This window comes from Halomonas sp. A40-4 (genome assembly GCF_015767635.1).
GTDB classification, from domain to species: Bacteria; Pseudomonadota; Gammaproteobacteria; order Pseudomonadales; family Halomonadaceae; genus Vreelandella; species Vreelandella janggokensis.
Genome location: NZ_CP065230.1, coordinates 2,605,250 through 2,628,307 on the forward strand (window position 1 = coordinate 2,605,250; position 23,058 = coordinate 2,628,307).

Below are 23,058 nucleotides of genomic sequence, written 5' to 3' on the forward strand. Positions count from 1 at the left end.
GCACCATGAGTTGTTGTGACGACAAAACCCAACAGAGCAAACAAAAATCGGGGTTACAAGGCCTGTTGACAGGGCCACGTGGCCTGATGTTATTAGGTGGCGTGGCAGTGGCTGGCGGCCTTGCTTTTGGCTGGGATAACCTGGTCATGCTCGGCATCGCGCCTATTCTATTGAGCCTATTGCCATGTCTTATTATGTGCGGATTAGGCCTATGCATGATGAAGTGCAAAGACAAAAAAGGTGAAGCGACCGAACAAAGCGACGCTACCAATGTTCAGGCCCGGTTAGAAGACGCTTCAGAAGTGAATGCCGGCACAGCGCCCACCACTCGCCAAATAGTAGAGCAAAGCGAGTCAATCAAGCAGCCTTCATCAAAACTCCAAGCCTAGGCGTGGGTAAAGGGTAATGCTTGAATTAGCCAATATAGGACTGGTCACTGCCTTTCTGGCAGGCCTAATCTCGTTCATTTCGCCCTGTGTTTTGCCACTTGTGCCCGGCTATCTTTCTTTCATGACCGGCCGCTCGCTAGGGCAGTTACAGGAGGCGGATAGACGAGAGCGTCTCCGGGTGCTAACTCAGTCGATATGGTTCGTGCTCGGTTTTTCAACCGTTTTTTTGATGCTGGGAGCCAGTGCCACCGCCATTGGTCGTCTACTGTTGGTGTATCGCCAAGAGGCAAACCTGATCGGTGGCCTTATCGTTATCCTGTTTGGAGCCTTCATGACCGGGCTTATGCCATGGCGCTGGTTTCAGCAAGAATGGCGGTTTATGGGTCGACTGAAGGACGTCGGTGGAAGCCGCAGTGCGGCTTACCTACTTGGCTTAGCGTTTGCATTTGGCTGGACTCCCTGCATTGGCCCGATTCTGGGTGCCATTCTTACCGTCAGCGCGTCCACGGCCAACGCCTGGAGCGGCATGGCGTTGCTCGGTGTTTATTCTCTGGGTCTAGGCGTGCCCTTCATGCTGAGTGCTATTTCGCTTGATCGCTTCATAAAGCACCAGAAGTTCATGCGCCGCTGGGGGCGTTTCATACATATAGCGGCTGGGCTGATCATGATTCTGATGGGAAGCTTAATGATCACAGGCAAACTATCCGAGCTGTCATATTGGTTATTGCGCACCTTCCCCGCCCTAGGCGTTATCGGCTAATTATTTTTTAAGGAAATATTGAAATGCGCATCATCATCAGGTGTTTCTTGCATGTCTGCTTACGGGCAGGCTTGGCAGCAGTCAGCTTTGGCATCGCCAGTACGGCCTTGGCAACCGAAGAAGGGTTGCTTTCACTGCATTATGACGTAGCAGGCAAGCGACTGCTTAAGATTGAGGCCAACCAGCTATTCCAGCGTACCGATGAAGGTATGGCTTGGAATGCGATTACCTTGCCCGAAGACATGGCCGAAGGCCAGCTGCGAGCGGTATCGGCACCCTCCACTGATCCACAAACGCTCTATATCGCTGGCCCCTCAATTGGGGTGCAGCGTAGCACCGACAATGGAGAAACCTGGCAAGAGCTCAGCGCTAACTTACCTAGCCGTGAGGTAACTGCGCTAACCGTACATCGCCGCCAGAACGAAACACTTTATGCGGTGATTGCCGAAGACGGTATCTACCAAAGCGGAGATGCTGGCACCACCTGGAAGAAAATGGACAGTGGCCCATCACAAAAGGTTAACCGACTCATCCACTCTAATATGGACGGCAGCATGCAGACCGGCTGGCTCTACGCGGTATCGGGCGATGCGGTGCGTCTATCGATGGACTGCTTTTGCGGCTGGAGACCGACCGGAGAACTTGATGCTGGCAGCGTCTATGATGTGGCTTATGACCTTGACGGCCCAAAGCGAGTCTATGTGGCTACGCAGCAGGGCCTATGGCGTAGCGAAAATGGGGGTCAAGAGTGGCAACAAATAGATGGTGACGGCACCGTGCTGGTGACGCTTACTCTTTCACCCCAAGGCATTCTCTACGGCTTAAACCACAAAGGGGAGCTTTTGCACAGTGAAGATGAAGGCCAGTCCTGGACTTATCCCGATGCGTAAGCGCTGGTTTTTCGTTGCCCTATGGCTGGCGTTAATTGTTGTGGGGCACGCCATGGCGGAAGACCACTCCTCTTCAAGGGACACCCCTCAGTTGGAGGACGGTAAAAAAGTCTACCGACAATACTGTGCCAGTTGTCACGGTATACAAGGCGAAGGCATGCCGAATTGGGAAGAGCAAAATGCGCTAGGGGAGTTGCCAGCTCCACCGCATGGTCCAGAGGGGCATACCTGGAAACACTCGGATGCGATGCTTTATCGAATCGTCGCCGAAGGTTGGCGCGACCCATGGAATAAGACCGATAGGCTAACGATGCCTGCGTACCAGGAGATTTTGGCTCCCAGCGAAATCCGTGATGTGGTGGATTATCTCAAGACATTATGGACGCAAGAGCAACGGCACCACCAAGCAGACGAAAGTGTTGATAACACCTTTCCAATACAATCTGAGATAACCCTAGAATGATAGGCACTAGGCACTATAACGAGACTGAGTGGTTAAAAGTTGGTAAATTAGTTTGGTACATAAATATCCCAGATTCCAAAAGGGCCTCCTACGTCAACCCATTCCTGAATTCAACCAATAAGTGCAGCATCAGCAATGAAGTTCAAGGAAAACATTTTCGACGTTGCTGCAGCCCCAGGATGTCGAACGCATGCAGGCCATCTATGACGCGACTCTGGACGGCCAGTCAAACTGTGTGGAGCTACAGATAAAGCATCGAGAAGGGCATCTGAAGTCTCTGGAGTTGACGACCATGCCGATCATTGTTTATGGCGAAACGCTGGGTGTTTTTGGCATTGCAAAAGATATCACTCACCAACATTAGCAAGTTGACCTACCAGGCTTCACACGACCTTCTGACCGGGCTGCCTAACCATACCGCTTTTGATGACTGCCTGAATGAAGCCTTCTCGGATGCACAACAGAACGGTAAATTGCTGGTTGTCATGCATCTTGACCTGGATGGATTTAAAACGGTCAATGACGGGTTAGGATCGGACTCTAAAGTGTAGCGCTACTCAATCTGGGGGTGACGTCGTCTCCTGAATATATCCCTTGTCGCCTTCGGCGACCGCATGGGCCAGGACATCCCCACTGGTGCTCAACAGCACCAACAATAACGTTATGACAGGCAGGTAACATCGCCGTGCCTTTCCAGACACATCGAACGTCCCACCTTGTATAGATGGCAACATATAGCCTCCAAGTATTTTTTAATCCATCAGGGCTACCCGGCGGGCAACCGACGCTATACCGCGATGGATCAACGTGGAGGGCGTTCCAGGCGGAACATGCGGCGCAACGGGGAGCCACCCCGCTCGCCCAATCGAAGGGAGCTTGCCAGTATCGGCTCGGGCAAGGGGCTCATCGCCAGTCGATCAGCCGATTCGTGAAAGTGACTGCCGCCATCTACATGCAGCGGGCTGTATTCTGCTGCCTGCTCGCGCCCCTCTGCATGGTGGCTGCTGGGTTGGTGACTAACAGCACCATGCGAATGGCCTGTGTCAGCAGCGGTTTCCGGCCCGTGGACCAGGGCTTCTCCCACGCCAGACACAACCAGCCCCTGCATGACCAACAGCAGTAATATTAGGCAACCAAGGCGGTGTCGTACGTAAAGGAGCATAAAAACTACCCACATTTAATCGGTAACCGGCGTGCATTCTCAGCCATTGAACCGCTACTGCTGGCAATCACACGGCGAATAGCCTAACATCCCCTCCAGGGGGATGGGAACAAATAAGAGGAAAATATGACAACGTCTAACCACCAAACGACGCACCAGACGCACCAGACGCACCCAGATATCATCAAGCGCCTGAACCGCGCACGCGGACATCTGCAAAGCGTGACTCAGATGATAGAGGACAGCCGCGCCTGCCTGGACATTGCTCAGCAGCTGCACGCCGTCGAAAAGGCCATTCAACAGGCCAAAAAAACCTTGGTGCAAGACCATATCGACCACTGCATGGAGGAGGCGATAGGTCCCTTAACGGCGACTCAGCGTGAGCACGTCAGGGATTTTAAGGCCATCGCCCGCTACCTGTGAATGCATCTAAGCCCTCTCATTGAGGAGCGATCTATGATCGGTGTACTCGCCCATCGCGTCTATCGCCATCTCTTTTTCGCTCAGGTCATTGCACTGATTGGCACCGGTCTGAGCACCGTTGCCCTAGCGTTACTGGCTCATGATCTTGCTGGAGGGCAGGCGGGTGTCGTATTAGGCACAGCGCTGGCAATTAAGATGGTCGCCTACGTGGGCATTGCGCCACTGGTGGGTGCTTACGCCTCACGCCTGCCACGACGCATGTTGTTGGTTAGCCTCGACTTGCTGCGTGCAGCCGTGGTTTGCGCACTGCCTTTAGTTACAGAAGTATGGCAAATCTATTTGCTAATCTTTCTACTCAATGCTTGCTCTGCAACCTTCACGCCCGTTTTCCAGGCGACAATACCGGACATCCTAGAAGACGAAGATCAGTACACGCGAGCATCATCCCTGTCACGTCTTGCCTACGATTTAGAGAATCTGCTTAGCCCGATGGTGGCAGCCGCATTGCTGATGGTGATGAGTTTTGATGTCCTGTTTGTACTCAACGCCCTGGCGTTCGTGATCTCAGCTTCCTTGGCTATATCTGTGATGTTGCCTGAGTCACAACCACTAGAAGAAATTCCCGGCGTTTGGCGTCGCGTTTCTCACGGCTTACGGATTTATCTAAAAACACCTCGTCTGAGGGGGCTGTTGGCATTGAACTTGGCGGTCTCAGCCGCCGGAGCGATGCAGATCGTCAATACGGTCGTGCTTGTGCGCTCTATGTTGGGACTTGGCGAGAAAGAAGTAGCTTTGGCCTTTTCTGCCGCAGGCGGGGGCTCCATGCTGGTGGCCTTACTGCTACCCAAGATACTGGACCGAGTGACAGAAAGACCAGTCATGCTGCTAGGTGGCGTTATGATGGCACTCAGTCTCTACCTGGGCTGGCTGGGACCATCGTTTGCGGGGCTTGTCGGGCTATGGTTACTGCTGGGCGCAGGGGCCTCATTGGTCATGACGCCCACCGGTCGCTTGCTTAAGCGCTCATGCCAGCCGGAGGATCGTCCTGCGCTGTTTGCTGCCCAGTTTTCGTTGTCACACAGCTGTTGGCTGCTCACTTATCCGTTGGCTGGCTGGCTGGGGGTGAACCTGGGACTGACGGAAACGTTCGTTTTGCTCGGGACATTGGCTTTAACCGCGACAGGGCTTGCGATGCTTGCTTGGCCTCGTCGTGACCCAAGAGAGATTGCGCATGAGCACTCGCCTATAGGTCATAGCCATCTTCACTATCACGATGAACACCATAAACACGATCATGAAGGGTGGGAGGGGCCGGAACCTCATCGCCATTCCCACCATCATTCTCGAGGCTCGCATAGACACGTTTTTGTTATTGATGACCACCATGCACACTGGCCATCACAGCACAAGCTTAGGTGAAATGTTCCATTCTTCGATCTCCACCCGATGGAGGACCTTGCCATGAACGTTTCGACTCAACCCCCCTTTACTCCTGGGAATAAAGGCAAGTTGGTTGGGCAGAAGACACCTCTACGCCTCAGAGATATCTGGGCCATCCGTGTTCGGCTACAACTTGCGAAAAAGACGAGAGACCTTGCCCTCTTCAATTTAGCCATCGATAGCAAATTAAGGGGCTGCGACCTCGTCAATTTATGAGTACGCGATATAGCCCATGGTGCACGCATATCCCCACGAGCCATCGTGATGCAGCAAAAAACGCATCGACCTGTCCAGTTCGAAATAACCGAGCAAACCCGTATCGCTATTATGGACTGGATACAGCTTGCTCAACTCAGAAACGAAGACTTCTTGCTCCCTAGCCGAATCAATAGCGCAAAGCATCTCTCCACGCGCTAATATGCCCGTATCGTGAAAGTCTGGGTCACCGAAATAGGTTTAGATGCGTCAATCTATGGCACGCACACGATGCGCCGCACCAAAGCGTCGCTGATATACCGTCGCACGAAAAACTTAAGGGCAGTGCAGCTGCTCCTGGGTCACACGAAGCTGGAAAGCACTGTCAGGTATCTAGGGATAGAGGTAAATGACGCGTTGGAAATGGCTGAACAGACAGAAGTTTGATGAGGATCAACGACGGCCTATTTCGGGCCGTCGTTGTCCGGCCAAAAGCGGTCTTTTAGCGAAGGCTGGTATAATTTCAGAAGCAAATTCCATATAGAGCAACGAAGAATGCGACCACTTGCTCCAATTGGCTTCAGTCATCCATTTATTCCTAGGCCACATACAGGAAAGCTCACCAATCAAAAAATCCATCGGCTGCAATGACATATTGGCATGCTATATCGGTAATCCAGATGGACAAATGTGATCAAAAGCACGCGTTTACTGTTTTCTTATCCAGCTTTTTCTGCATGGTGACCTAGATGTCAATTTCCGTCAGCATCCCGAACCGTGATCGGTTAGCGCCTGACGCTGTCTTTTGTCCACGGCCTCAAGATCGGTATTTGCGATAGCGCGATTGATCCTACACGACGCTGTTATCTCCCGATATTCATAGTTTATTGGAAAGATAAGATACGTCCGCACGTAGCCCTGCGCCACTAAGCAAATGCCCTGACCAGGAAAAACTGAGCAGCGAAGCCGATGATAAGCGTAGCCGCAAGCGCCGTTATCACTGCGATTCCGTGCCATGGGTCCGTTGCCGCGGACGTCGACTCCCCAGCCCGGTACATCGGCACGATGACGCGGAGATATACCGCGAGAGACAGCACGCTGTTAATGATTGCCACCACAGCCAGCCAGGTAAACTGGACATCGATGGCTGCAGCAAAAAGCATAAACTTACCGACGAAGCCGGCCAGTGGCGGAATGCCGACCAGCGACAACAGGAAAATCACCATTGCGATTCCCATCAGCGGTCGCGTGCGCCCCAACCCGTCAAAATCACTCAGAGTGCGCCCGGTGGTGGCAGTAACTGAGAATGCGCCCAGGTTCATGGCCACATACGCGGCAGCGAACAGTATGATTGATGGTAAGGCAAGCTCACTGGAGCCCACCGCCAGGATGCCCAGAAGGAAATAGCCGGACTGGGCAATCGATGAATAGGCCAGCAGCCGGATAACGTTGTCCTGCACCAGCGCCGCAAGATAGCCATAGGTCATGCTCAGCACGGCCAGGCCCGCCATGACTACCGTCCAGCCAGTTTCCAGGGGCAGCTCACGAACCACCTGCGCCAGCGCAAACAGGGCACCAATTTTGGGCACTACCGACAGATAGGCGGCAATTGACAGGGGTGCACCTTCATAGGCGTCGGGTGCCCAGAAGTGGAACGGAACCAGTGATGCCTTATAGCCCAGACCCACAACCACAGCCACGAACCCAAGAATCACAGCCAGCGGCATCGTATCCATGCCCGGCAGATCGACGAGTAGCGTAGAGCCAGAGGCACCGAACCAGTAGCTCAGGCCGAAAATCATGATCGATGTGGTGACCGAAGCGAACACGAAGAATTTCATGGCGGCTTCGGTCGCCGGGTCGGTGTCCGGGTAGGCAACCAGGGCAAAAGTCGCCAGGCCGGTCAGCAGTGTGCCCAGCACCAGGAACATGGTGTCCCCTGCTCCCGCCAGCACCAGGGCACCCAGGGTGGAAAAAATCAGCAGGCTGTAGACCGTACCCTCGCGGGCGCTACCCCGGACATCAACTCTCGCCAGCAGCATCGAAAGCACTGTAGTTGGCAGCAGAATGAGCTTGGCCCAGATACTTAACGTATCGATACGGAAGCTGCCGCCAAATATCGTGGTGTCTGTGCCGAGTAGTCGCAGGGTCAGCCCCGTGGCGACGACCAGTCCAATGACGGCAACGACCAGTGAAATTCGTGGCCGGCGCAGCATCTCCGCGATCAGCGCACCGACAGCCGTCAACAGAACGGCAATTTCCGGAATTAATAGTGCGAGATCATGACCCATTACAGCACCAGTGCTGATGTGGTGCGGTGAATGACGTCCAGCACCCAGGATGGCGCCACGCCAGTGGCAACGGTGAGCACCAGCAAGGGCGCCACCGCGAGAATTTCGCGTGGGCTCAGGTCCGGCATTCTATTCCAGCGATCCCGGGGCTCACCCAGAAATATTTCACGCAGAGCCTTGAGAAAGGTTCCGGCGATAATGGCAATGCCCAAAATCACGATAACCGCAATGGGAGCAGTGCCGAGAGTCGCGAGGAATATCTGGAACTCGGCCGGGAAGTGCGCCAAGCCCGGAAGACCCAGCGACGCGAAGGCCGCCAGCACAAAGAACCAGCCAAGTAACGGTACCGTTTTGAGCAGGCCGCCAAACTCCCCCATTTCGCGGGTATGGGTGCGCTCCTGAATCATGCCCACCAGCAGGAACAAGGCACCGGTGACCAGGCCGTGACTGAACATCTGCAGCACGGCGCCATCCAGAGCGGTGGCGCGGATCGCTGGATCCAGCGTCAACGCGGCCGCAGCGACGCCGACAATGACGTAGCCCATGTGGTTGACTGAGGTATAGGCCACCAGGCGCTTGAGATCGGTCTGTGCCAGGGCGGCAAAGGCACCGTAAATTGCGCTAACTACGCCGAAGAATAGAACAACGATTCCGGCCTCGCGGAAAGCGTCAGGGGTCATTTGCAGGGCGAAGCGCACCAGCCCGTAAGTACCGAACTTCAGCATGATGCCCGCCAGGATGACACTGCCGACTGTCGGTGCCTGAACGTGGGCCGCAGGTAACCAGGTATGCAAAGGTATCGCAGGAATCTTGACCGCAAAGGTAATCAGCATGGCAATCAGTGCCCACATGGCCACCGCTCCCTCCAGGGGAGGATTGGCAATCCAGGCCCGCATATCGAAGGTAGGATCAGGGCTGCCGAGGTAAAGCCCCAGAATCGCGAGCAATAATGGCAAGCTGCCCAGCAGGGTGTAGATAAAGAACATCAGCGCGGCACGCTGCCTGTCCTCGTGCCCCCAGCCGGCAATCATGAAGTACATCGACACCAGGGAAACTTCGAAGAAGACATAGAAAAGAATGCCGTCCAGGGCGGTAAAGGTGCCGATTGCCGTGGTCTCAAGAAGCAGGATCAGAGCCACATAGGCACGCGGGCGATCGCGAAGCGACGACGCATAGATGAGAGAAACCAGGAAAAGCACGGCACTCAGCAGCACCAGCGGCAGGCTGATGCCATCCACCCCGACCCGGTAGGCGGCGCCGATGACCGGCATCCACTCCAGCTCTTCGACCTGGGAAAAGCCGTCACCACTTACCCCCTGCAGCCACATGGCCAGAGCGCCAACCAGCGTCAGGGCGGCACTGACGATCGCGATGCCATGCACCGTGCGCGCCGTCGGTTTCGGCAGACACAGAATCAGCACGGCGCCGACGAGAGGCAGAAAGAGGGTCAGGGATACGAGTGGTAACATGAGTACAGGGTTCCTTTAGAAACTCAGTGAAGCTGAAAACAGGATGACAACAAAAAGCACAGCGATGGCTACCGCGCTGATCGCCAGACTGTGGTGGATCATGCCGCTTTGCAGGGATCTTGCCCGGGCGCCCAGGGCCTGCACAGCGGCCACCAGCGCGAAGATCAGACCGTCGATTCCGCGCTCATCACCGCCCCGAACCCAGCGACCCACCGCCAGATTTGCTCGGCCGACGCCAAGCACGTCCTGATACAGGCGCTTTTCCAGGCGCTCGCCCCCACGGGCGATGCTGAGAGCAGCATCGCCAATGCCAAGTGCGGCCGCGTACAGATGGTTTTCCAGACGGTTACATCCCCCGGCAACCGCCATCGCGGGCCGACCTACCCAGGCAGTAAGCCCGCCTGCCACCACCAGCCCCGACTCTGCCCATTGATGGGCAGGGCCAAGCAGGCGTTGGGCCGGCACCAACCAACCCAAGGCCAGCCCACCCAACGCGGCGACCAGCCCAAGCACTATGACGACGATGCCCGCAGTTTCCGGAGCCGCCAGATCAAGCATTTTTTCGAGGGGACCAAAGGCCAGACCCAGGACAGCGGCAGGGATCGCCAGGCCCCAGATGCCAGCGCGCATCCAGCCAGTACCTTCGACCGGCCGGGTATCGCCCGAGCCCTGCCATAGCACCCGTAGAGCCCGGGCCATGTAGGCGCCGGTCAGCAGAGTGCCGACCAGGGCCAGAGCGCCGAGCAAGACGGCGCCCGGCGCAGACAGAGCGGCGGCGATCACCGCATCCTTGGAGAAGAACCCACTCAGTGGTGGGATGCCCGCCAGTGCCATCGCTGCCAGTGCAAAGCCGCCAAAGGACCAGGGCCTGGCGCGGCCAACGCCCTTCAACTGATCGAAACCGGTACCCTCGCGAGCATGTTGAAAGTCACCGGCGGCAAGAAACAGGGTGCTTTTAATAGCGGCATGGGCGAGCAGATGCAACAGCGCGGCCAGTGGAACCCCCGCGCCCACTGCGATGAGCATCAGGCCGTATTGGCTGGCCGTGGAAGCCGCCAGCACACGTTTGAGATCACGTTCAGCCAGCGCAATCACCCCGGCAGCCACCGTGGTGATACCACCGACAAGACCGACAGCGAACAGTGCCTCAGGCGTCAGCAGTGGCGCCGAGCGGATCAGCAGAATGGCGCCCGCCGCCACCAGTGTGGCCGAGTGCAGCAACGCCGAGACCGGTGTCGGGCCCGCCATGGCGCGCATAAGCCAGTCCTGCAGGGGAACCTGGGCCGACTTGCCCATGGCGGCCAGCAGCAACAGAAGCCCGGCAATGGTGGGCGCTCCAGCGTCAGCTTCCAGGGAAGCGGCAATCTCACTGGTACCTGCTGACCCTATGAGTATGAATATCGCAACGTAAAGCCCGAGATCCGCGCTGCGGGTATATAGGAAAGCGCGTGTGGCTGCGTTCGCGGCTTCGGGGCGTTGGAACCAGAAGCCGATCAGCAGGTAGCTGCACAGACTGATCAGTTCCCAGCTCGCCAGCAGCAGAATCCAGTCGCCCGCCAGCACCAGTGCCTGCATGGCCGCCAGGAACAGCGACATCACGGCATAGAAGCGCGCTTGGCCGGACTCCCGCTTCATATAACCGACGGCATAAATCAGAACGAATGTAGCCACCGTGGCCACTGCCACGGTCAATAGCGAGGTCATCGGCCCGGCGACCAGGCGCAGTGGCATGTCCGGCAGCCCAGGCAGAAGTAGGGTTTCGGTCTGAACGTCAACCACCCGGGCTATCAGCCAGAGACTGCCTGCCAGGTTGAGCGTCGCACCAGCCAGGGCCAACACAGCACTCCCACGGCGCAGTAACAACACAGCCAGGGCGGCGATCAGCGGCGGTAGTATTGGCAGGAGCACTGCATTCATCCTTTCAGGTCCTCCGCTTCTTCCATCTCAACCGAGCCCTTAACCCGGAAGCGCGCAATGGCGACGCCAAATCCGACGGCCATCTCCAGTGCCATAACCGTCATCACCACCAGCACGAACATCTGGCCGGAATAAGCTTCGGGATGTAGAAAGCGCCAGAAAGCCACCAGATTCACCATGGCCCCCGCCAGCATCAGCTCCACGCCCATCATGATCATCACCAGATTGGTCTGGGACAGTGCGCCATAGACGCCGATACCGAAAAGGATGGCGCCGGTCACAAGCGCTACTATCAGAACTGCGGTCATTCCGATGCCTCCTTGGCTCTTTTACTCGCCAGGTTCTGCACCGGAATCGCCACCGCGGTGGCCGCAATCATTGCGGTCAGGATGGTGATACCAGCGGTTTCAAAGATCATCATCGAGCGCCCGAGCAGCTCCATGCCCAACGCCCGTGTCTGCGCTTCCGCATCCACCACCTGCTTTGCTGCGGGGCCCCAGTCGGACAGCAGCGCAACGGCGATAGCAACAACGGCCGCACTCACCCCAGCACCGATAGAGAAACGCTTCTGGTGACTCATGTCCATACCGCCAAGCCCACCGGGATCCATCATGAACATCACCATGAAGATGGCCATGATACTCATCTCCGTGGCCATCATCATGATTTGCAGTACGCCCAGAAATTCGGTCTGCATCGCCAGAAACATGCAGCCGACGGCGGTCTGCGAAAACAACAGAGCCAGCGCAGAACGGACCATGGACGATGTGCGAAACACCACCACGCCAAAGCCGATGGCAGCCAACCCGAAAACGGCAACGAAAAAAGCCTGTGCGTACATTAGGGAACCACCAGAATCAGTAAGCCGACGACAATGATATTCACCAGTGCAAGGGGGATGCCTAGAATCCAGCACCACCGCATCAGATCCGCCTCGCGAATGCGTGGCAGATAGTGACCGACCAGCAACATCGACACGGCCACGGCCAGGGTCTTCACCAGACTCCAGGCCCAAGGTGGCAGTAGCGGCCCATGCCAGCCGCCGAGGTAGAAGACCGTGGTTGCGGAAGCCAGGGTAACCACCAGAGTCAGTCGGGCCAGGCGAAGCACTGCCAGGCGCACCCCGGTGTATTCGGCGTCCACGCCCCCGCCAAGCTCTCCCTCTGCGGTTGGCAGATCAAACGGGGCCCGGAACGCCAGTGCCATGGCCGCAATGAAAAACAGCACGAAGCCCAGGGGCTGGTAGACGATGTTCCACAGCCCCGCCTGGGAGCCAACGATCGCGGTATTCAACAGGGATTCGGCGCGCATGGCCACGGCCGTGATCGGCATGACAATAAGCATGGAATAGGCAATAAGCTGGCCCAGAAAGCGCCAGCCACCGATCATCGCGTAGGCGCCGTCCGGTCCCCAGCCCGCCATGATCACCGCGACCAGCACATAGGCCAGGGCCGCGTTGATGAACAGCGCACCAGTACCAAGGTCCGCAATGATCAGGTCCGGCGCCAGCGGCAGGACCGCCATACCAAGTACCCCCACAACCAGGAGAAGCACCGGCGCTGCCTCGAAAAACACCCGGTCTGGCGAGCGCGGGAGAATGGATTCACGACCGAGGTGCGCCAGCCCGCTAAAAAGTGGCGCCGCCGGACTCAGGCGGCCAGTGGTCATCCAGCCCTCGATCACGGCCAGCAGCCAAGTGCTGCCAAGCAATGCGAGAAGAACGCTAGCGACGGTCACGAGATCACCTCCCAGGGCGAAAGATCCAGTGAGCCGACTGCCAGCAGCGCATCGCCCAACTCCTGGCCCTCAACAAGCTTCGGGACCAGGTCGATATGGTGACTGCAGGGGGTGTCCAGCTTGTAGGATTTCACCTTTCCACGCTCCAGTTTCAGACTTAACCGGGCTTCGCCGCGGGGCGTATCAACGGTTACCTCACCGGTTCCTGATAAATCGCCAATGTCGCGCAGGGATGGTAGCGCCGGTTCGCTGCTCGCCTTTATAAGGTCGAGACTGGCGGTTATTTCGGCCAGACGTTGCCACAGGCGAGCCCAGGCGTCTCCGCCTTCGCTGGCAGCACGTGCTAAGGGGCCGCGCAGATCAGAAAATTCTGATGAGAGTTCGCCGATATCCTTCAGCCGCGATTTGAGCAAAGGCGTCCGTCCAAGACGGGTTCCTAATGTGCGCAACGCTGGTTCCAGCTCAGCAAGCCTGTACCGGTTAGCCTCTCTGACTTGCAGTTGCAGAGTCGAAGCCCGCTGCGTCAGCCAAGCGAATCCGAGCTGGCGCCCCAGTTGCGCCAGCCAACCAAGATGACTGGCGATGCGCTCACGCTCAAGTCCGCCGTTCCGGGCCTGAGTGGTCGCCTGATCGTCATTCAGCCCAGCCGCTTGCTCGATCGCAAGACAGGCCAGCAGACGATAGCTCACCGGCGCCAGCGGCATTGCCGTGGCCAGATGGTCGATGAAGGTCTCGACATCTATCTCTTCGCTTTCTTCACCCTCTTCAACTTCGATGGTCATACCCGCCAGGGAGGTCGCCTGCCCTTCTGTCACCCCGTCACCATCAAGGGTCAACGTCAATTTCAGTCCGCCTGGTAAGCCCGGAAAGACTGGGCCGAACGGCACCTCAAGCCAATCCATCTGCAGGCCATCGGCGCTGCGTGGCAGATCTTTGGTGACTTCAATCATGGACATGAATCCCGAGGCGCCGTGATCGTGCCCTCCATGCTTATGCCCACCATGATCGTGTTCTCCATGATCATGGCCTGAATGTTCATGTTCTGAGTGGTGGTCAGATTCGCTATGTTGATGATTGTGGCCGTGCCCGGAGCCCTCTTCTGAGGCGCCCTCATCTTCCGCGTCCTCACGGGCTACCAGATCCATACCGCACTTGGGGCAGCTTCCAGGCTCGTCCCGAACGATTTCCGGGTGCATTGGGCAGGTATATTCGGCCGCTGCATTTTCGTGCGCGTGTTCCTGTTGGTGCTCGTTACTGTGCTCGTGATCATGGCCATGATGATGTTCATGGTGGCCCTTATGATCTTGTTCATGGCAATGCTCGTGCTCGTGCTCATGGTCATGCTTGTGGCCATGGTGCTGGTGTTCGTGATCATGCTGGTGTTCATGATCGTGGTCGGGCGTGGACTCCCCTGCCTCTCGGGCTACCAGGTCCATGCCGCATTTGGGGCAGCTACCCGGCTCATCCTCGACAATTTCTGGATGCATGGGGCAGACATACTCAATCTTGGCGTGCAGGACATCGGCGTCGAACGCCTCCGGCGAGGCTACAAAGGCACCGTCAGCGAATGCACGTTGTAGTCGAACTACGGCTTCGGTCAGTCCCTTTTGCGAGAGACCTGCAGAAATATCGGCACCAGGTAAAGTTGACGGTGTCTGCCCGCCTACGATGAGAATGGCACGCGGCCGGGGCATCTGCGCGTAGAGCACGGCCACGGCGTCGCCCATTTTCTCCGACAGCTCTCCAACAATCATGAGCACGCTTGCATCGCGAGGCGTAGTACTGGTTCGCATGCCTGCCGCGGTCACGTCCAGACCATGCGCCAGGGCAATCTCAGGCCCGGGAACGATCAGACAGCCCAGATTACGCGCCAGGGCCCGAGAAACCAGCTTCTGCAGCACTGAGGGCCGTTTCTGTCGTGCGCCCGTTATGTTTATTGCTGAATCAAAACTCATTGCCGCCTGAAAGCCCCCTGGCTCCATCCGTAAAGCAGGCCAAGAAAGAGAATCGCCAGAAACACGCCCATATCAAGCAAGGCAACCAGCCCTACTTCCTTGTAAACCACTGCCCACGGGTACATGAACGCCATCTCCATATCAAAGGCCAGAAACAGCAACCCATATCCGTAGTAGCGGGCGTGATAGCGCCCCCATACCGGATCCCGCGACAGAGCTCCGGAACTCGCCGGCACATCCTTGCCCGGCTCCTGACGTGTCAGGCCTATCGCGCGGGCAAGCGAATACAGACAGAAAACGCTGCCTACGACGCCAATCGCCAGTGCCAGCAGTAATCTGTATTGCTCCAAAAGAGTCATCATCTGACCTCCTGATTAATCAACCAAGCATGTCCCGCACCTAAGTCGATGACCACCGAGAGTCGAAAAATAGTAGAGCACCCGCAAGCTATGCGCCGTGCCTGGGAGAATAGCCCGCCCCCACTGATAGCATTATAGAGGGTTTATGTCCCTGATCCGTAAACGCGAATACCTAGTAAGGCTCGTCTTGCGGCCTCGGTGTACACGGTGTATCAATCGCAATACCGGCTAAACCAGTACCGTCGATATCCGGTTTTTGGTCAAACAGTGCCATCACAGCTTCCATCGGCACATGGCATCACTCCTAATTCACAAAGTGGTACTCACCAAGGCTTATTGCTGGCCATGGTGGCTTGGCATGTTTCCCTTCATCTGTTGTCGCTGCTCGTCGGTCAACAGGTCCTGCATCTGATTATGCATGCTCACTTTATCGGCCATCATGTCGCCATGTAGGTTAGCCATTTGACCGTGCAGCGCTTTTACTTCCTCCGGATCAGGCCGCTCGGCCTGCATGATTATCATCATGTCATCACTCAGTTTCATCATTTCGCCCATCCGCTCCAATTGAGTAGAGCGATGTTCCTGGCGCATCTCGCGCATCGAGCTCATTTGTTCGTCGTCGAGTATGCCGGACATCGGACCCATACCACCCATCATGGGGCAAGGCATCATGCCACCTTGGCCTCCCATCATCATGCCAGGACCCATGCCGCTTTGGCCGCCCATCATTCCGCCCTGACCTTGGGCGCCTTGGTTCATGCCTTGAGCGAAGGTGGCGCTGCTTGTGGCACCAAGGCTTGCAGCCAACGCAATGGCAACGATCTTCTTATACTTAGCCATATCAATTTCCTCTCATCGTGTTGCGGGTCGAGAAGTCGCCTTACTCCAATAAAAATGGAAGAAGACAGAGTTAACTTCCGTTATAAGCCTACAACCTATAGGTAGCCCGCAGGTCAAAGAGAAACCAAACCCGATACCTCAATATTGTCACAAGTCAATTTTTGTCGACCGTTTTGAAATCTGTTTCAGGTTGATATGTTATAAAAAACTAGGCGACTTCAGATAACTACGGCGTGTAATTTCAGTTTAAATTCAGATTAACGGGCTATTTTTGGGGTAACGTGGGCATATAACCATCGACAAACAACCGTTACCTCTTTACCTCCGGAAGTGCTATAGGAGTGCCTATGAGTCAAAAAACTAGCCGTCTGCTGATGATGTGGATACCGCTTGCCGGGTTTGTCATTTTGGTGGGTTACTTGATGGGAACAGATCACCGCTTTCACCTCTTTCAGGCCTTACCTTTACTTTTTTTGGCAGCCTGTCCATTGATGCATTTTTTTATGCATCGACATCACGGTGGGCACGGCGATAAAGCAGATAAGGAGTGAAACACCCTTTAAATCATGCGGGGGATCATTATGAAACCGAAACATCAAGAGCATCGCTTAGGCGTTTCCGAAAACACATTAGTGACTCGGAATTTAAAAATCCAACGCCATGAGCGTGAGCGCATCGACGACGCAATAGCGGATATCGATCAGCTTTACGGGATAGATAAGGTAGTCTACGACGAAAAACACAGGCATATCTGTCTCGCTTACGATGCGCTGCGGCTATGCATTGATGATGTCGAAAAGATCCTTATACGCCATGGGATCGAGGTCAGCGCTGACCGATGGAACCGCTTCAAGGAAGAGTATTACCGCTTCGTCGACCAGAACGTTAAAGACAACGCCAAGAAAGAGCCTTGGAGTTGTCATTAAAACGCAGTCTTTCGTTAATCGGTACTGTAGTAGGGACTAGAAAAAAGGGGCAACGTGGTAACCATCGCCGTCGGTGGTAAGGCTCTGTGTCAGGTGGCCGTGGCTGATACCCTCAAGCAGGAGTTGGTAGCAGCCATTCGCGTCATGCATGACCTCGGGCCTCCACGTCGTGATGATGATCGCCGGCACCAACAAACGCGCCGCCATCAGCCTGTTGCACCCCATAATTGGTGTTATCGACATGACCACCAGCTCGCTGTCGGTGATCAGCAACTCTTTGCTGTTGAAGCGACGCAATGCACGCGAGCAACCCGAACGACCCAGCTACAAACTCAATGTCATATCTCATGACATGATGCTCGTCGCGTGAAAGAGGAATTCGGCCAGAGCAAGCAGCTCAATGGGGCTCGACGCATTCAGGCTACACTGGCGACCGATGGTCACCCATATGATGTCAAAAAGATAGGTGCCATTATGCGGCGCCAGTCGTAGGTGCCAAAGGCTGCCCGCAAGTTCGTCGTCACCACAGACAGCGACCATAGCTTGCCTGTGTCGCCCAACTTATTGGAGCAGAACTTTGTGGCAACCGCCCCGAACCAGAAGTGGGCCGGTGACATCACGTACCTGATGAGCTCTGAAGGTTGGCTGTATCTAGCCGTCATCATTGACCTGTATTCGCGCTCTGTCGTCGGCTGGTCCATGAATACCAAGATGACGGCAGACCTACCTGGTCTGCGATGCGCTGGAAATGGCGCTGTGGCGACGTAATTTCCGCATCGGGGTGATCTGTCACAGTGACCATGGAAGCCAGTACTGTTCACGCGCCTACCTGGATCGGCTGCGAACGCAGCAGTTGCGTCAAAGTATGAGCCTTAAAGGCAACTGCTGGGAAAACGCCTGCGTGGAAAGCTTCATCCATTCAATGAAAGTGGAAACAATCCACTACGAGCCGATAAATTTGCGATGTCTAAAAAGGAGAATCGTTCAAAGGCGTTCACTGTGATTCTGTAGAAGCCAATACGAAAGTGTGGGCCAAGGTGTGGGTCAGCTATAAGCAGGAAACAAAAAAGCCGCTGAAATCAGCGGCTTAATCTATGTTTTTGGCGGAGGAGGAGGGACAATCCGCCATACGGTTTTAACTGACTGATATTCCTATTCATCAGTATCTTACAGACATTTCATGTGGTAAATTTGTGTGGTAAATGCACTGTCAGGATGCCCCACTATGAGCCACCTGGAGAAACGCGCCAACCGTTGGTATGCAGTGCTTACGATTCCCGAGGATGTTCGCCCCAAGTTCGGGGGCAAGATGCGTTTCGTTAAGAGCACCCGCACCACTGATAAACGAGTAGCTCAATCAAGAGCCTATGCTCTGGTGGCTGAATGGAAAGACCAGATAGCCAAGGCACAAGGGAATGATGAACCAGGAGGATCATTTTTTGACGGTGTGCTGGAGTATCGCCAGCAGTTAGAAGAACTACGACGCAGCAACGATCTTCAACACTATGAAGCCTTGGCCGGATCGATAATCAACAAAGCCGAAAAGCTGGACGCTCAAGGCAATCATGAAGACGCTCAACGCCTCGCTAGCGTTGCTCTCGGGCAGCGGACACCTATTACCCCTGAGCTTATAGAATGGCGTAACAACCTTCATTTGAAGCAGAAAACAGCCGAACAGATGGAGAAAGACGCCAAGCGAATGGCAGACTATTTCGAGGTCATTGAAGCTATAAACACAGAGAGCGTCAGGGAGTGGGCCAAGGTTCTCATGGCACCGAAGGAACAAGACGGTCACGGCTATGGCGTATCGTCAGTCAAGCGGTGTTTCTCGGCGGCTCGAAGCGTCTGGCATCACCTTCAAGAAACAGGCAAATCTCCAACTGACCAAGAGCCATTTAAACTACCCTCTTTCGTTCTTCGCCAGGAACGGGCGGACAACGCCAGCAAAGCACGTGAGGGATCAAAAGGACGTGCAGCTTTTGACTCTGCCAGCGTGGTCAGACTCCATCGGGCCGCGGTGGATAAGGGGGATCATTCGCTAGCTGGCCTAATCGTATTAGGGATGTTCACGGGAGCCAGGATAGAAGAGTTGTGTTCACTACGTACGGACGATAGCTCGCTTGATAAATTGATGATAATTGACAGCAAGACTCCCGCAGGGGTTCGTCGTGAAGTTCCTGTCCACAGCCAGATGAAGCCCACTATAAAGCGTCTTTTAGCTGAATCGAAAGACGGCTACCTGCTATCGGGACTGACCTTCAACAAGTATGGCGACAGGTCAAACGCCATTGGTAAGCGCTTTGGCCGTCTCAAGGCCCACCATGGCTTTGGCCCTTCCTACGTATTCCACTCCATCCGTAAGACCGTTGTGACCCTACTTGAAGATGCGGGAGTGTCCGAAAACCTCACGGCGGATATAGTCGGCCATGAGAAGCCACGCATAACGTACGGCCTCTACTCTGGTGGTCACTCGCTGAAGAGCAAGCAGGAAGCTATCGACCTGATCCGCTACCCAGCTAAAGCCTGAACCATCTTCATATGGGCTTTAATGCCAGCGGTTGATAATGCACCGCAAACTATGAAAAATGTTAAGTAAAATAAGAAAGCTCACTTGAATCAGTAGCCAACGCTCAAACAATATCAACTCGAACGTTTTGGAGAAATATGAAACATATTGCACTTGCTGTGGCACTGGTCGCCGTTGTTTCTGAACCGTCGAAGGCTAGCCAACAAGACGAAGAAGTAAGCGTATGTGATGCAAATGGGGTATGGGCGTACATTGCCGCAGAATCAAGAGACATTGGTATTCCCAAACGGCAGATGTATCAAGATGTCAGAGATAAGTTCGGTGGAACAAGTGCTTACGAGCCGATACGCAACATTGTAGAAATAGCATACCAGGAAAACCACTTGTCCCCTACAGAGATGAAGCGCCTGACTATCTCATTCTGTGAAGCGTTAACCTGAAACTGATCACCAAACAGTGGAACGGCAAGACCCTGACCTTCCGCGAAGACGGTTACTTCAACATGACGAAGGCCGCTAAGCAGTTCGGGAAGAAGCTACAGAACTTCATGAATGCGGAAGGCACTGGCGCGTACATCGAAGCGCTCCGTTCTAATTACCCAGATTTGGGTGATAAGGATGTCGTCTTAGTTCAGCGCGGTTCTGGCTTACATCCAAACGTTGGCACCTGGGCGCACCCAAAGCTGGCCGTATTCTTTGCCCGCTGGTTGGACGTTCGGTTCGCTGTGGCTTGTGACGCCAGGCATCAAAGAATACGATTCCTGTAACCCACAAAGAGGAACCACATAATGGACAGCCAGCCCCAGCCCCTACCTCTGAGCGAAAGAATCTACTTGCGGCGCGCCCTGAGCGTTATCCAAGAATTTCGCCAGATTCAGTCTGACATGCCAATCAAAACGGCTTCGCTCTTTACCCACGTCGCAGCGAATCCAGGCATTTCAATGAGCGAACTGCGAAAGCAGACCGATATCACACAGGCCACATTCTCAAGGACGATTGCTGTGCTATCAGAGTGGCAAGAACACGACAAGCCTGGGTTCGGTCTGATCTGGACAGAGGAAGACCCCAAAGAGCGCCGCAAGAAACTCATCCACCTTACCGAGAAAGGTGAGGAACTAGCCGCGACGATTGGGGATATATTGCGCTGAGCCTGTGCCAAGGAAGCAAACAACTTTCTACGCCCTGATTTACCACCCCAGACAGACGTGGCTGTGTTGACGCTCAAGGCGCTTCCTGTTTTCAGCAGGGCATCACTACTGATTTTTCTATCAAAGCGTTCAGGAGGCCGCAAAAGTCCAAATTGATTACCCTGCACCTCAGGAAGAGGACTGCCTCTTCTGGGGGCAATCTAAGAAGGCTCGGCATACTGAGATCAACCTTCGCCCCGTCATAACCGTAGCTTAATCGCTTTCGGGAGAGCCTTAGTAACGGTCCCATTCGCTGGGATGCATGAGAACAGGATCAACCCGACACAGCCCGTTCAAGCTGCCGCTAAGTGTCTCGCTCGGCTTCGCCCGCCGACAGACTCAAGGTGTGCAGCGTTGAGCATCCATATTTGACCTGACATTGGGTCTTGGATGCCCTGAAGAACGGCGGAAGGATTCTCAGGAGGTGGTGGCCCTGAGCGCAATCCGAGCGACCTGACAGTGTTTCTGTTGGGCTGACTACGGGGTGGCGGGGGATCTAGAAGACTGGCACCTGAGATTACTTCTTTCAGGTAAGTCTTACAGGTCATCTTTTAGATCACCACTCACATCATCTATTGGCTTCATCGCCAGCGTGTGTAATCAACCGTGGTGCAACCACGAATCAGGCCCATCGTTACGACCATCTTACGGATAGCGTTACAGGTGCCCGATGAGGTGGCATTTCCACACAGACTATTACGCCAGTCAGCAAAGCCGATAGACCAGCCCCCAGGCTATCCAAACGCTCATCCCTTGAGCGATTCCATTTCATCAATACCAGCACATTCTCGCAGACAGTCGGTCAGGCTGGCGGCTTCGTCCGTCTGTTGGTCCGTCTGCCTGAAGGGAACCGACTGTCTCCGACAATGAGGACGAAAAATCATGGTTGCACCAAACACACTTACTACCGCTGAGACCCCACCAAACACTGTCCGTATCTTCACGGATGGAGCCTGTACCAATAATGGTCAGCAAAACCCCAAAGCAGGTTGGGGAGCCGTTCTCCTGAGCGCCTCAGGACATCGCCTGAAGTTGGCCGATAAACTCCAAGGCGAGCCAGTGACGAACAATCGCGCAGAACTGACCGCTGTCATTGAGGCTTTGTCAGCGCTGAAACAGTCATCGTCTGTCGAGCTTACCACTGACAGTAAATACGTCATGGACGGTGCTACTCAATGGATACACAACTGGAAGCGCAAAGGCTGGAAGACTGCGAGTAAGCAACCCGTCAAGAACGCCGACCTGTGGCAACAGATCGATGAGCTATTAGCGGTTCACTCTGTCGAGTTCCATTGGGTACGTGGTCACGATGGACATCCAGAGAACGAACTGGCCGATCAGTTAGCAGTAGCAGGAGCGGAAGGACAGACAGTGAAGGAGTACGACAATGTGTGATCCATACATGATAGCAGCTACCACAATGACGGCCATCAGCACTGGCGCACAGGTTTACGGCCAACAGCAACAGTATGAAGCGGCTGTCGATCAGGCTGAAGCACAGCGGAACATGTACAAGCGGAACCGCCAGAACACCTATAAGGCGCTCGGTCGGGAGTATGGCGACATCAACACTCGCCAGATTCAGGAGCAGCAGAAAGCTACCGAAGAGAAAGAGGAACGGACTAGGGAAGCTCGCTCTCAGATGGCGCGGGCGCGTGTTTCGGCTGGTGAAGCTGGTATCACAGGTAATTCGGTGAGTGCTGGCTTAAGGGATATTTCTGGTGCCGCTGCCCGAGACCGCTCAACCATCGACCGAAACCTGAATTGGACACTTGGACAGCTTCAACGTCAGAAACAGTCCAGGCAGACCCAGGCGGTCAACCGCATCAACTCAGTACCGAAAGGACAAGCTCCTTCCAAGGGGGCAGCTTATGCAGGTATGGCGTCTACCGCTGCGAGCGGTGCGACCCAAGTAGCTGGTATGCAGCCGCAGAACAATTCATACGGTAGCAACAGCGGTAGATCGTATGGCGGTTCTGGATGGGCCAATCAGACGTATACACGTTAGGTAGCGGGAGTAGTTCATCCCCAGCCATTCGATAGCAGAAAAGAATAAAAGAGCTGATGGTTATAACTATTCAATTTACCTGCACCTTAGGAAGAACCAGCCCGCTCGAAGAGGTAAACGC

The 23,058-nt window shown here is 55.1% G+C and carries 28 protein-coding genes and 1 pseudogene; 19 read left to right on the forward strand and 10 right to left on the reverse strand.

The window, feature by feature from the left end:
* The first annotated feature begins 5 nt into the window (after positions 1-5).
* From IT895_RS12190 to IT895_RS12215, 6 genes are all read left to right on the forward strand, one after another.
* Positions 6-389 (forward strand): hypothetical protein, encoded by a 384-nt coding sequence (locus IT895_RS12190; RefSeq protein ID WP_199283595.1) that lies wholly within the window; start codon positions 6-8, stop codon positions 387-389.
* Between the two features lie 16 nt (positions 390-405).
* Complete coding sequence (locus IT895_RS12195; RefSeq protein WP_199283596.1) at positions 406-1,149, forward strand: cytochrome c biogenesis CcdA family protein; 744 nt, start codon at positions 406-408, stop codon at positions 1,147-1,149.
* A gap of 23 nt (positions 1,150-1,172) precedes the next feature.
* A complete protein-coding gene (locus IT895_RS12200; RefSeq protein ID WP_199283597.1) occupies positions 1,173-2,039 on the forward strand; it encodes a WD40/YVTN/BNR-like repeat-containing protein in 867 nt (288 codons plus the stop codon).
* Positions 2,032-2,502 carry a c-type cytochrome gene (locus IT895_RS12205; protein ID WP_085917803.1) on the forward strand — a complete coding sequence of 157 codons (471 nt, stop codon included), beginning with the start codon at positions 2,032-2,034 and terminating at the stop codon, positions 2,500-2,502. Before IT895_RS12200 ends, IT895_RS12205 begins: the two co-directional genes overlap by 8 nt.
* A gap of 190 nt (positions 2,503-2,692) precedes the next feature.
* Positions 2,693-2,866: a hypothetical protein gene (locus IT895_RS19620; protein WP_139197144.1), complete on the forward strand. Its 174-nt coding sequence runs from the start codon at positions 2,693-2,695 to the stop codon at positions 2,864-2,866.
* A complete protein-coding gene (locus IT895_RS12215; protein WP_092825677.1) occupies positions 2,811-3,053 on the forward strand; it encodes a diguanylate cyclase domain-containing protein in 243 nt (80 codons plus the stop codon). Before IT895_RS19620 ends, IT895_RS12215 begins: the two co-directional genes overlap by 56 nt.
* Before the next feature lie 251 nt (positions 3,054-3,304).
* Here IT895_RS12215 and IT895_RS12220 read toward each other — a convergent pair whose 3' ends face one another.
* Entirely contained in the window at positions 3,305-3,664 is a 360-nt protein-coding gene (locus IT895_RS12220) for a hypothetical protein (protein ID WP_199283598.1), read from the reverse strand.
* A 126-nt stretch (positions 3,665-3,790) separates the two neighbouring features.
* Here IT895_RS12220 and IT895_RS12225 point away from each other — a divergent pair, with 126 nt between their 5' ends.
* From IT895_RS12225 to IT895_RS19625, 3 genes are all read left to right on the forward strand, one after another.
* Positions 3,791-4,087, forward strand: a complete 297-nt coding sequence (locus IT895_RS12225; protein WP_092825681.1) for a metal-sensing transcriptional repressor — start codon at positions 3,791-3,793, stop codon at positions 4,085-4,087.
* 33 nt (positions 4,088-4,120) lie between these two features.
* Positions 4,121-5,506, forward strand: coding sequence for an MFS transporter (locus IT895_RS12230; RefSeq protein ID WP_199283599.1), 1,386 nt, complete (start codon positions 4,121-4,123; stop codon positions 5,504-5,506).
* A 450-nt stretch (positions 5,507-5,956) separates the two neighbouring features.
* Positions 5,957-6,169 (forward strand): tyrosine-type recombinase/integrase, encoded by a 213-nt coding sequence (locus IT895_RS19625; protein ID WP_442786520.1) that lies wholly within the window; start codon positions 5,957-5,959, stop codon positions 6,167-6,169.
* Positions 6,170-6,648: 479 nt separating this feature from the next.
* Here the strand turns inward: IT895_RS19625 and IT895_RS12240 are convergent, their stop codons facing one another.
* The 9 genes from IT895_RS12240 to IT895_RS12280 all read right to left on the reverse strand — a co-directional run bounded on the left by IT895_RS12240 (position 6,649) and on the right by IT895_RS12280 (position 16,290).
* On the reverse strand, positions 6,649-8,013 hold the full coding sequence (locus tag IT895_RS12240) for an NADH-quinone oxidoreductase subunit N (protein WP_092825683.1): 1,365 nt from the start codon (positions 8,011-8,013) through the stop codon (positions 6,649-6,651).
* Entirely contained in the window at positions 8,013-9,482 is a 1,470-nt protein-coding gene (locus tag IT895_RS12245) for a complex I subunit 4 family protein (RefSeq protein WP_092825685.1), read from the reverse strand. The genes IT895_RS12240 and IT895_RS12245 overlap by 1 nt, the downstream gene beginning before the upstream one ends.
* Before the next feature lie 15 nt (positions 9,483-9,497).
* Positions 9,498-11,399: an NADH-quinone oxidoreductase subunit 5 family protein gene (locus IT895_RS12250; RefSeq protein ID WP_199283600.1), complete on the reverse strand. Its 1,902-nt coding sequence runs from the start codon at positions 11,397-11,399 to the stop codon at positions 9,498-9,500.
* Complete coding sequence (gene nuoK, locus IT895_RS12255; protein WP_092825689.1) at positions 11,396-11,707, reverse strand: NADH-quinone oxidoreductase subunit NuoK; 312 nt, start codon at positions 11,705-11,707, stop codon at positions 11,396-11,398. The genes IT895_RS12250 and nuoK overlap by 4 nt, the downstream gene beginning before the upstream one ends.
* Positions 11,704-12,240 (reverse strand): NADH-quinone oxidoreductase subunit J family protein, encoded by a 537-nt coding sequence (locus IT895_RS12260; protein ID WP_092825691.1) that lies wholly within the window; start codon positions 12,238-12,240, stop codon positions 11,704-11,706. Before IT895_RS12260 ends, nuoK begins: the two co-directional genes overlap by 4 nt.
* Complete coding sequence (locus IT895_RS12265; RefSeq protein WP_092825693.1) at positions 12,240-13,136, reverse strand: complex I subunit 1/NuoH family protein; 897 nt, start codon at positions 13,134-13,136, stop codon at positions 12,240-12,242. Before IT895_RS12265 ends, IT895_RS12260 begins: the two co-directional genes overlap by 1 nt.
* Positions 13,133-15,037, reverse strand: coding sequence for a heavy metal-binding domain-containing protein (locus IT895_RS19630; RefSeq protein WP_233337240.1), 1,905 nt, complete (start codon positions 15,035-15,037; stop codon positions 13,133-13,135). The genes IT895_RS12265 and IT895_RS19630 overlap by 4 nt, the downstream gene beginning before the upstream one ends.
* A gap of 50 nt (positions 15,038-15,087) precedes the next feature.
* Positions 15,088-15,453, reverse strand: coding sequence for an NADH-quinone oxidoreductase subunit A (locus tag IT895_RS12275; protein ID WP_233337241.1), 366 nt, complete (start codon positions 15,451-15,453; stop codon positions 15,088-15,090).
* 330 nt (positions 15,454-15,783) lie between these two features.
* Positions 15,784-16,290: a Spy/CpxP family protein refolding chaperone gene (locus IT895_RS12280; RefSeq protein ID WP_092825699.1), complete on the reverse strand. Its 507-nt coding sequence runs from the start codon at positions 16,288-16,290 to the stop codon at positions 15,784-15,786.
* Positions 16,291-16,637: 347 nt separating this feature from the next.
* Between IT895_RS12280 and IT895_RS12285 the strand changes: the two genes are divergently transcribed.
* The 10 genes and pseudogenes from IT895_RS12285 to IT895_RS12335 all read left to right on the forward strand — a co-directional run bounded on the left by IT895_RS12285 (position 16,638) and on the right by IT895_RS12335 (position 22,937).
* Complete coding sequence (locus IT895_RS12285; RefSeq protein ID WP_092825701.1) at positions 16,638-16,841, forward strand: DUF2933 domain-containing protein; 204 nt, start codon at positions 16,638-16,640, stop codon at positions 16,839-16,841.
* Between the two features lie 30 nt (positions 16,842-16,871).
* Positions 16,872-17,216, forward strand: coding sequence for a hypothetical protein (locus IT895_RS12290; protein WP_092825976.1), 345 nt, complete (start codon positions 16,872-16,874; stop codon positions 17,214-17,216).
* A gap of 169 nt (positions 17,217-17,385) precedes the next feature.
* Positions 17,386-17,586 (forward strand): hypothetical protein, encoded by a 201-nt coding sequence (locus IT895_RS12295; protein WP_199285533.1) that lies wholly within the window; start codon positions 17,386-17,388, stop codon positions 17,584-17,586.
* Positions 17,580-18,180, forward strand: a pseudogene (locus IT895_RS19415) (IS3 family transposase); the annotation flags it as partial. The gene IT895_RS12295 and the pseudogene IT895_RS19415, both read left to right, overlap by 7 nt.
* A 261-nt stretch (positions 18,181-18,441) precedes the next feature.
* On the forward strand, positions 18,442-19,743 hold the full coding sequence (locus IT895_RS12310) for a DUF6538 domain-containing protein (protein ID WP_199283601.1): 1,302 nt from the start codon (positions 18,442-18,444) through the stop codon (positions 19,741-19,743).
* A gap of 137 nt (positions 19,744-19,880) precedes the next feature.
* Complete coding sequence (locus tag IT895_RS12315) at positions 19,881-20,183, forward strand: hypothetical protein (protein ID WP_199283602.1); 303 nt, start codon at positions 19,881-19,883, stop codon at positions 20,181-20,183.
* A gap of 32 nt (positions 20,184-20,215) precedes the next feature.
* Positions 20,216-20,509: a KilA-N domain-containing protein gene (locus tag IT895_RS19635; RefSeq protein WP_442786536.1), complete on the forward strand. Its 294-nt coding sequence runs from the start codon at positions 20,216-20,218 to the stop codon at positions 20,507-20,509.
* 21 nt (positions 20,510-20,530) lie between these two features.
* Positions 20,531-20,890 carry a MarR family winged helix-turn-helix transcriptional regulator gene (locus tag IT895_RS12325; protein WP_199283604.1) on the forward strand — a complete coding sequence of 120 codons (360 nt, stop codon included), beginning with the start codon at positions 20,531-20,533 and terminating at the stop codon, positions 20,888-20,890.
* A gap of 921 nt (positions 20,891-21,811) precedes the next feature.
* Complete coding sequence (gene rnhA, locus IT895_RS12330) at positions 21,812-22,324, forward strand: ribonuclease HI (RefSeq protein WP_199283605.1); 513 nt, start codon at positions 21,812-21,814, stop codon at positions 22,322-22,324.
* Positions 22,317-22,937: a virion core protein, T7 gp14 family gene (locus IT895_RS12335; RefSeq protein WP_199283606.1), complete on the forward strand. Its 621-nt coding sequence runs from the start codon at positions 22,317-22,319 to the stop codon at positions 22,935-22,937. The genes rnhA and IT895_RS12335 overlap by 8 nt, the downstream gene beginning before the upstream one ends.
* Positions 22,938-23,058 lie beyond the last annotated feature (121 nt).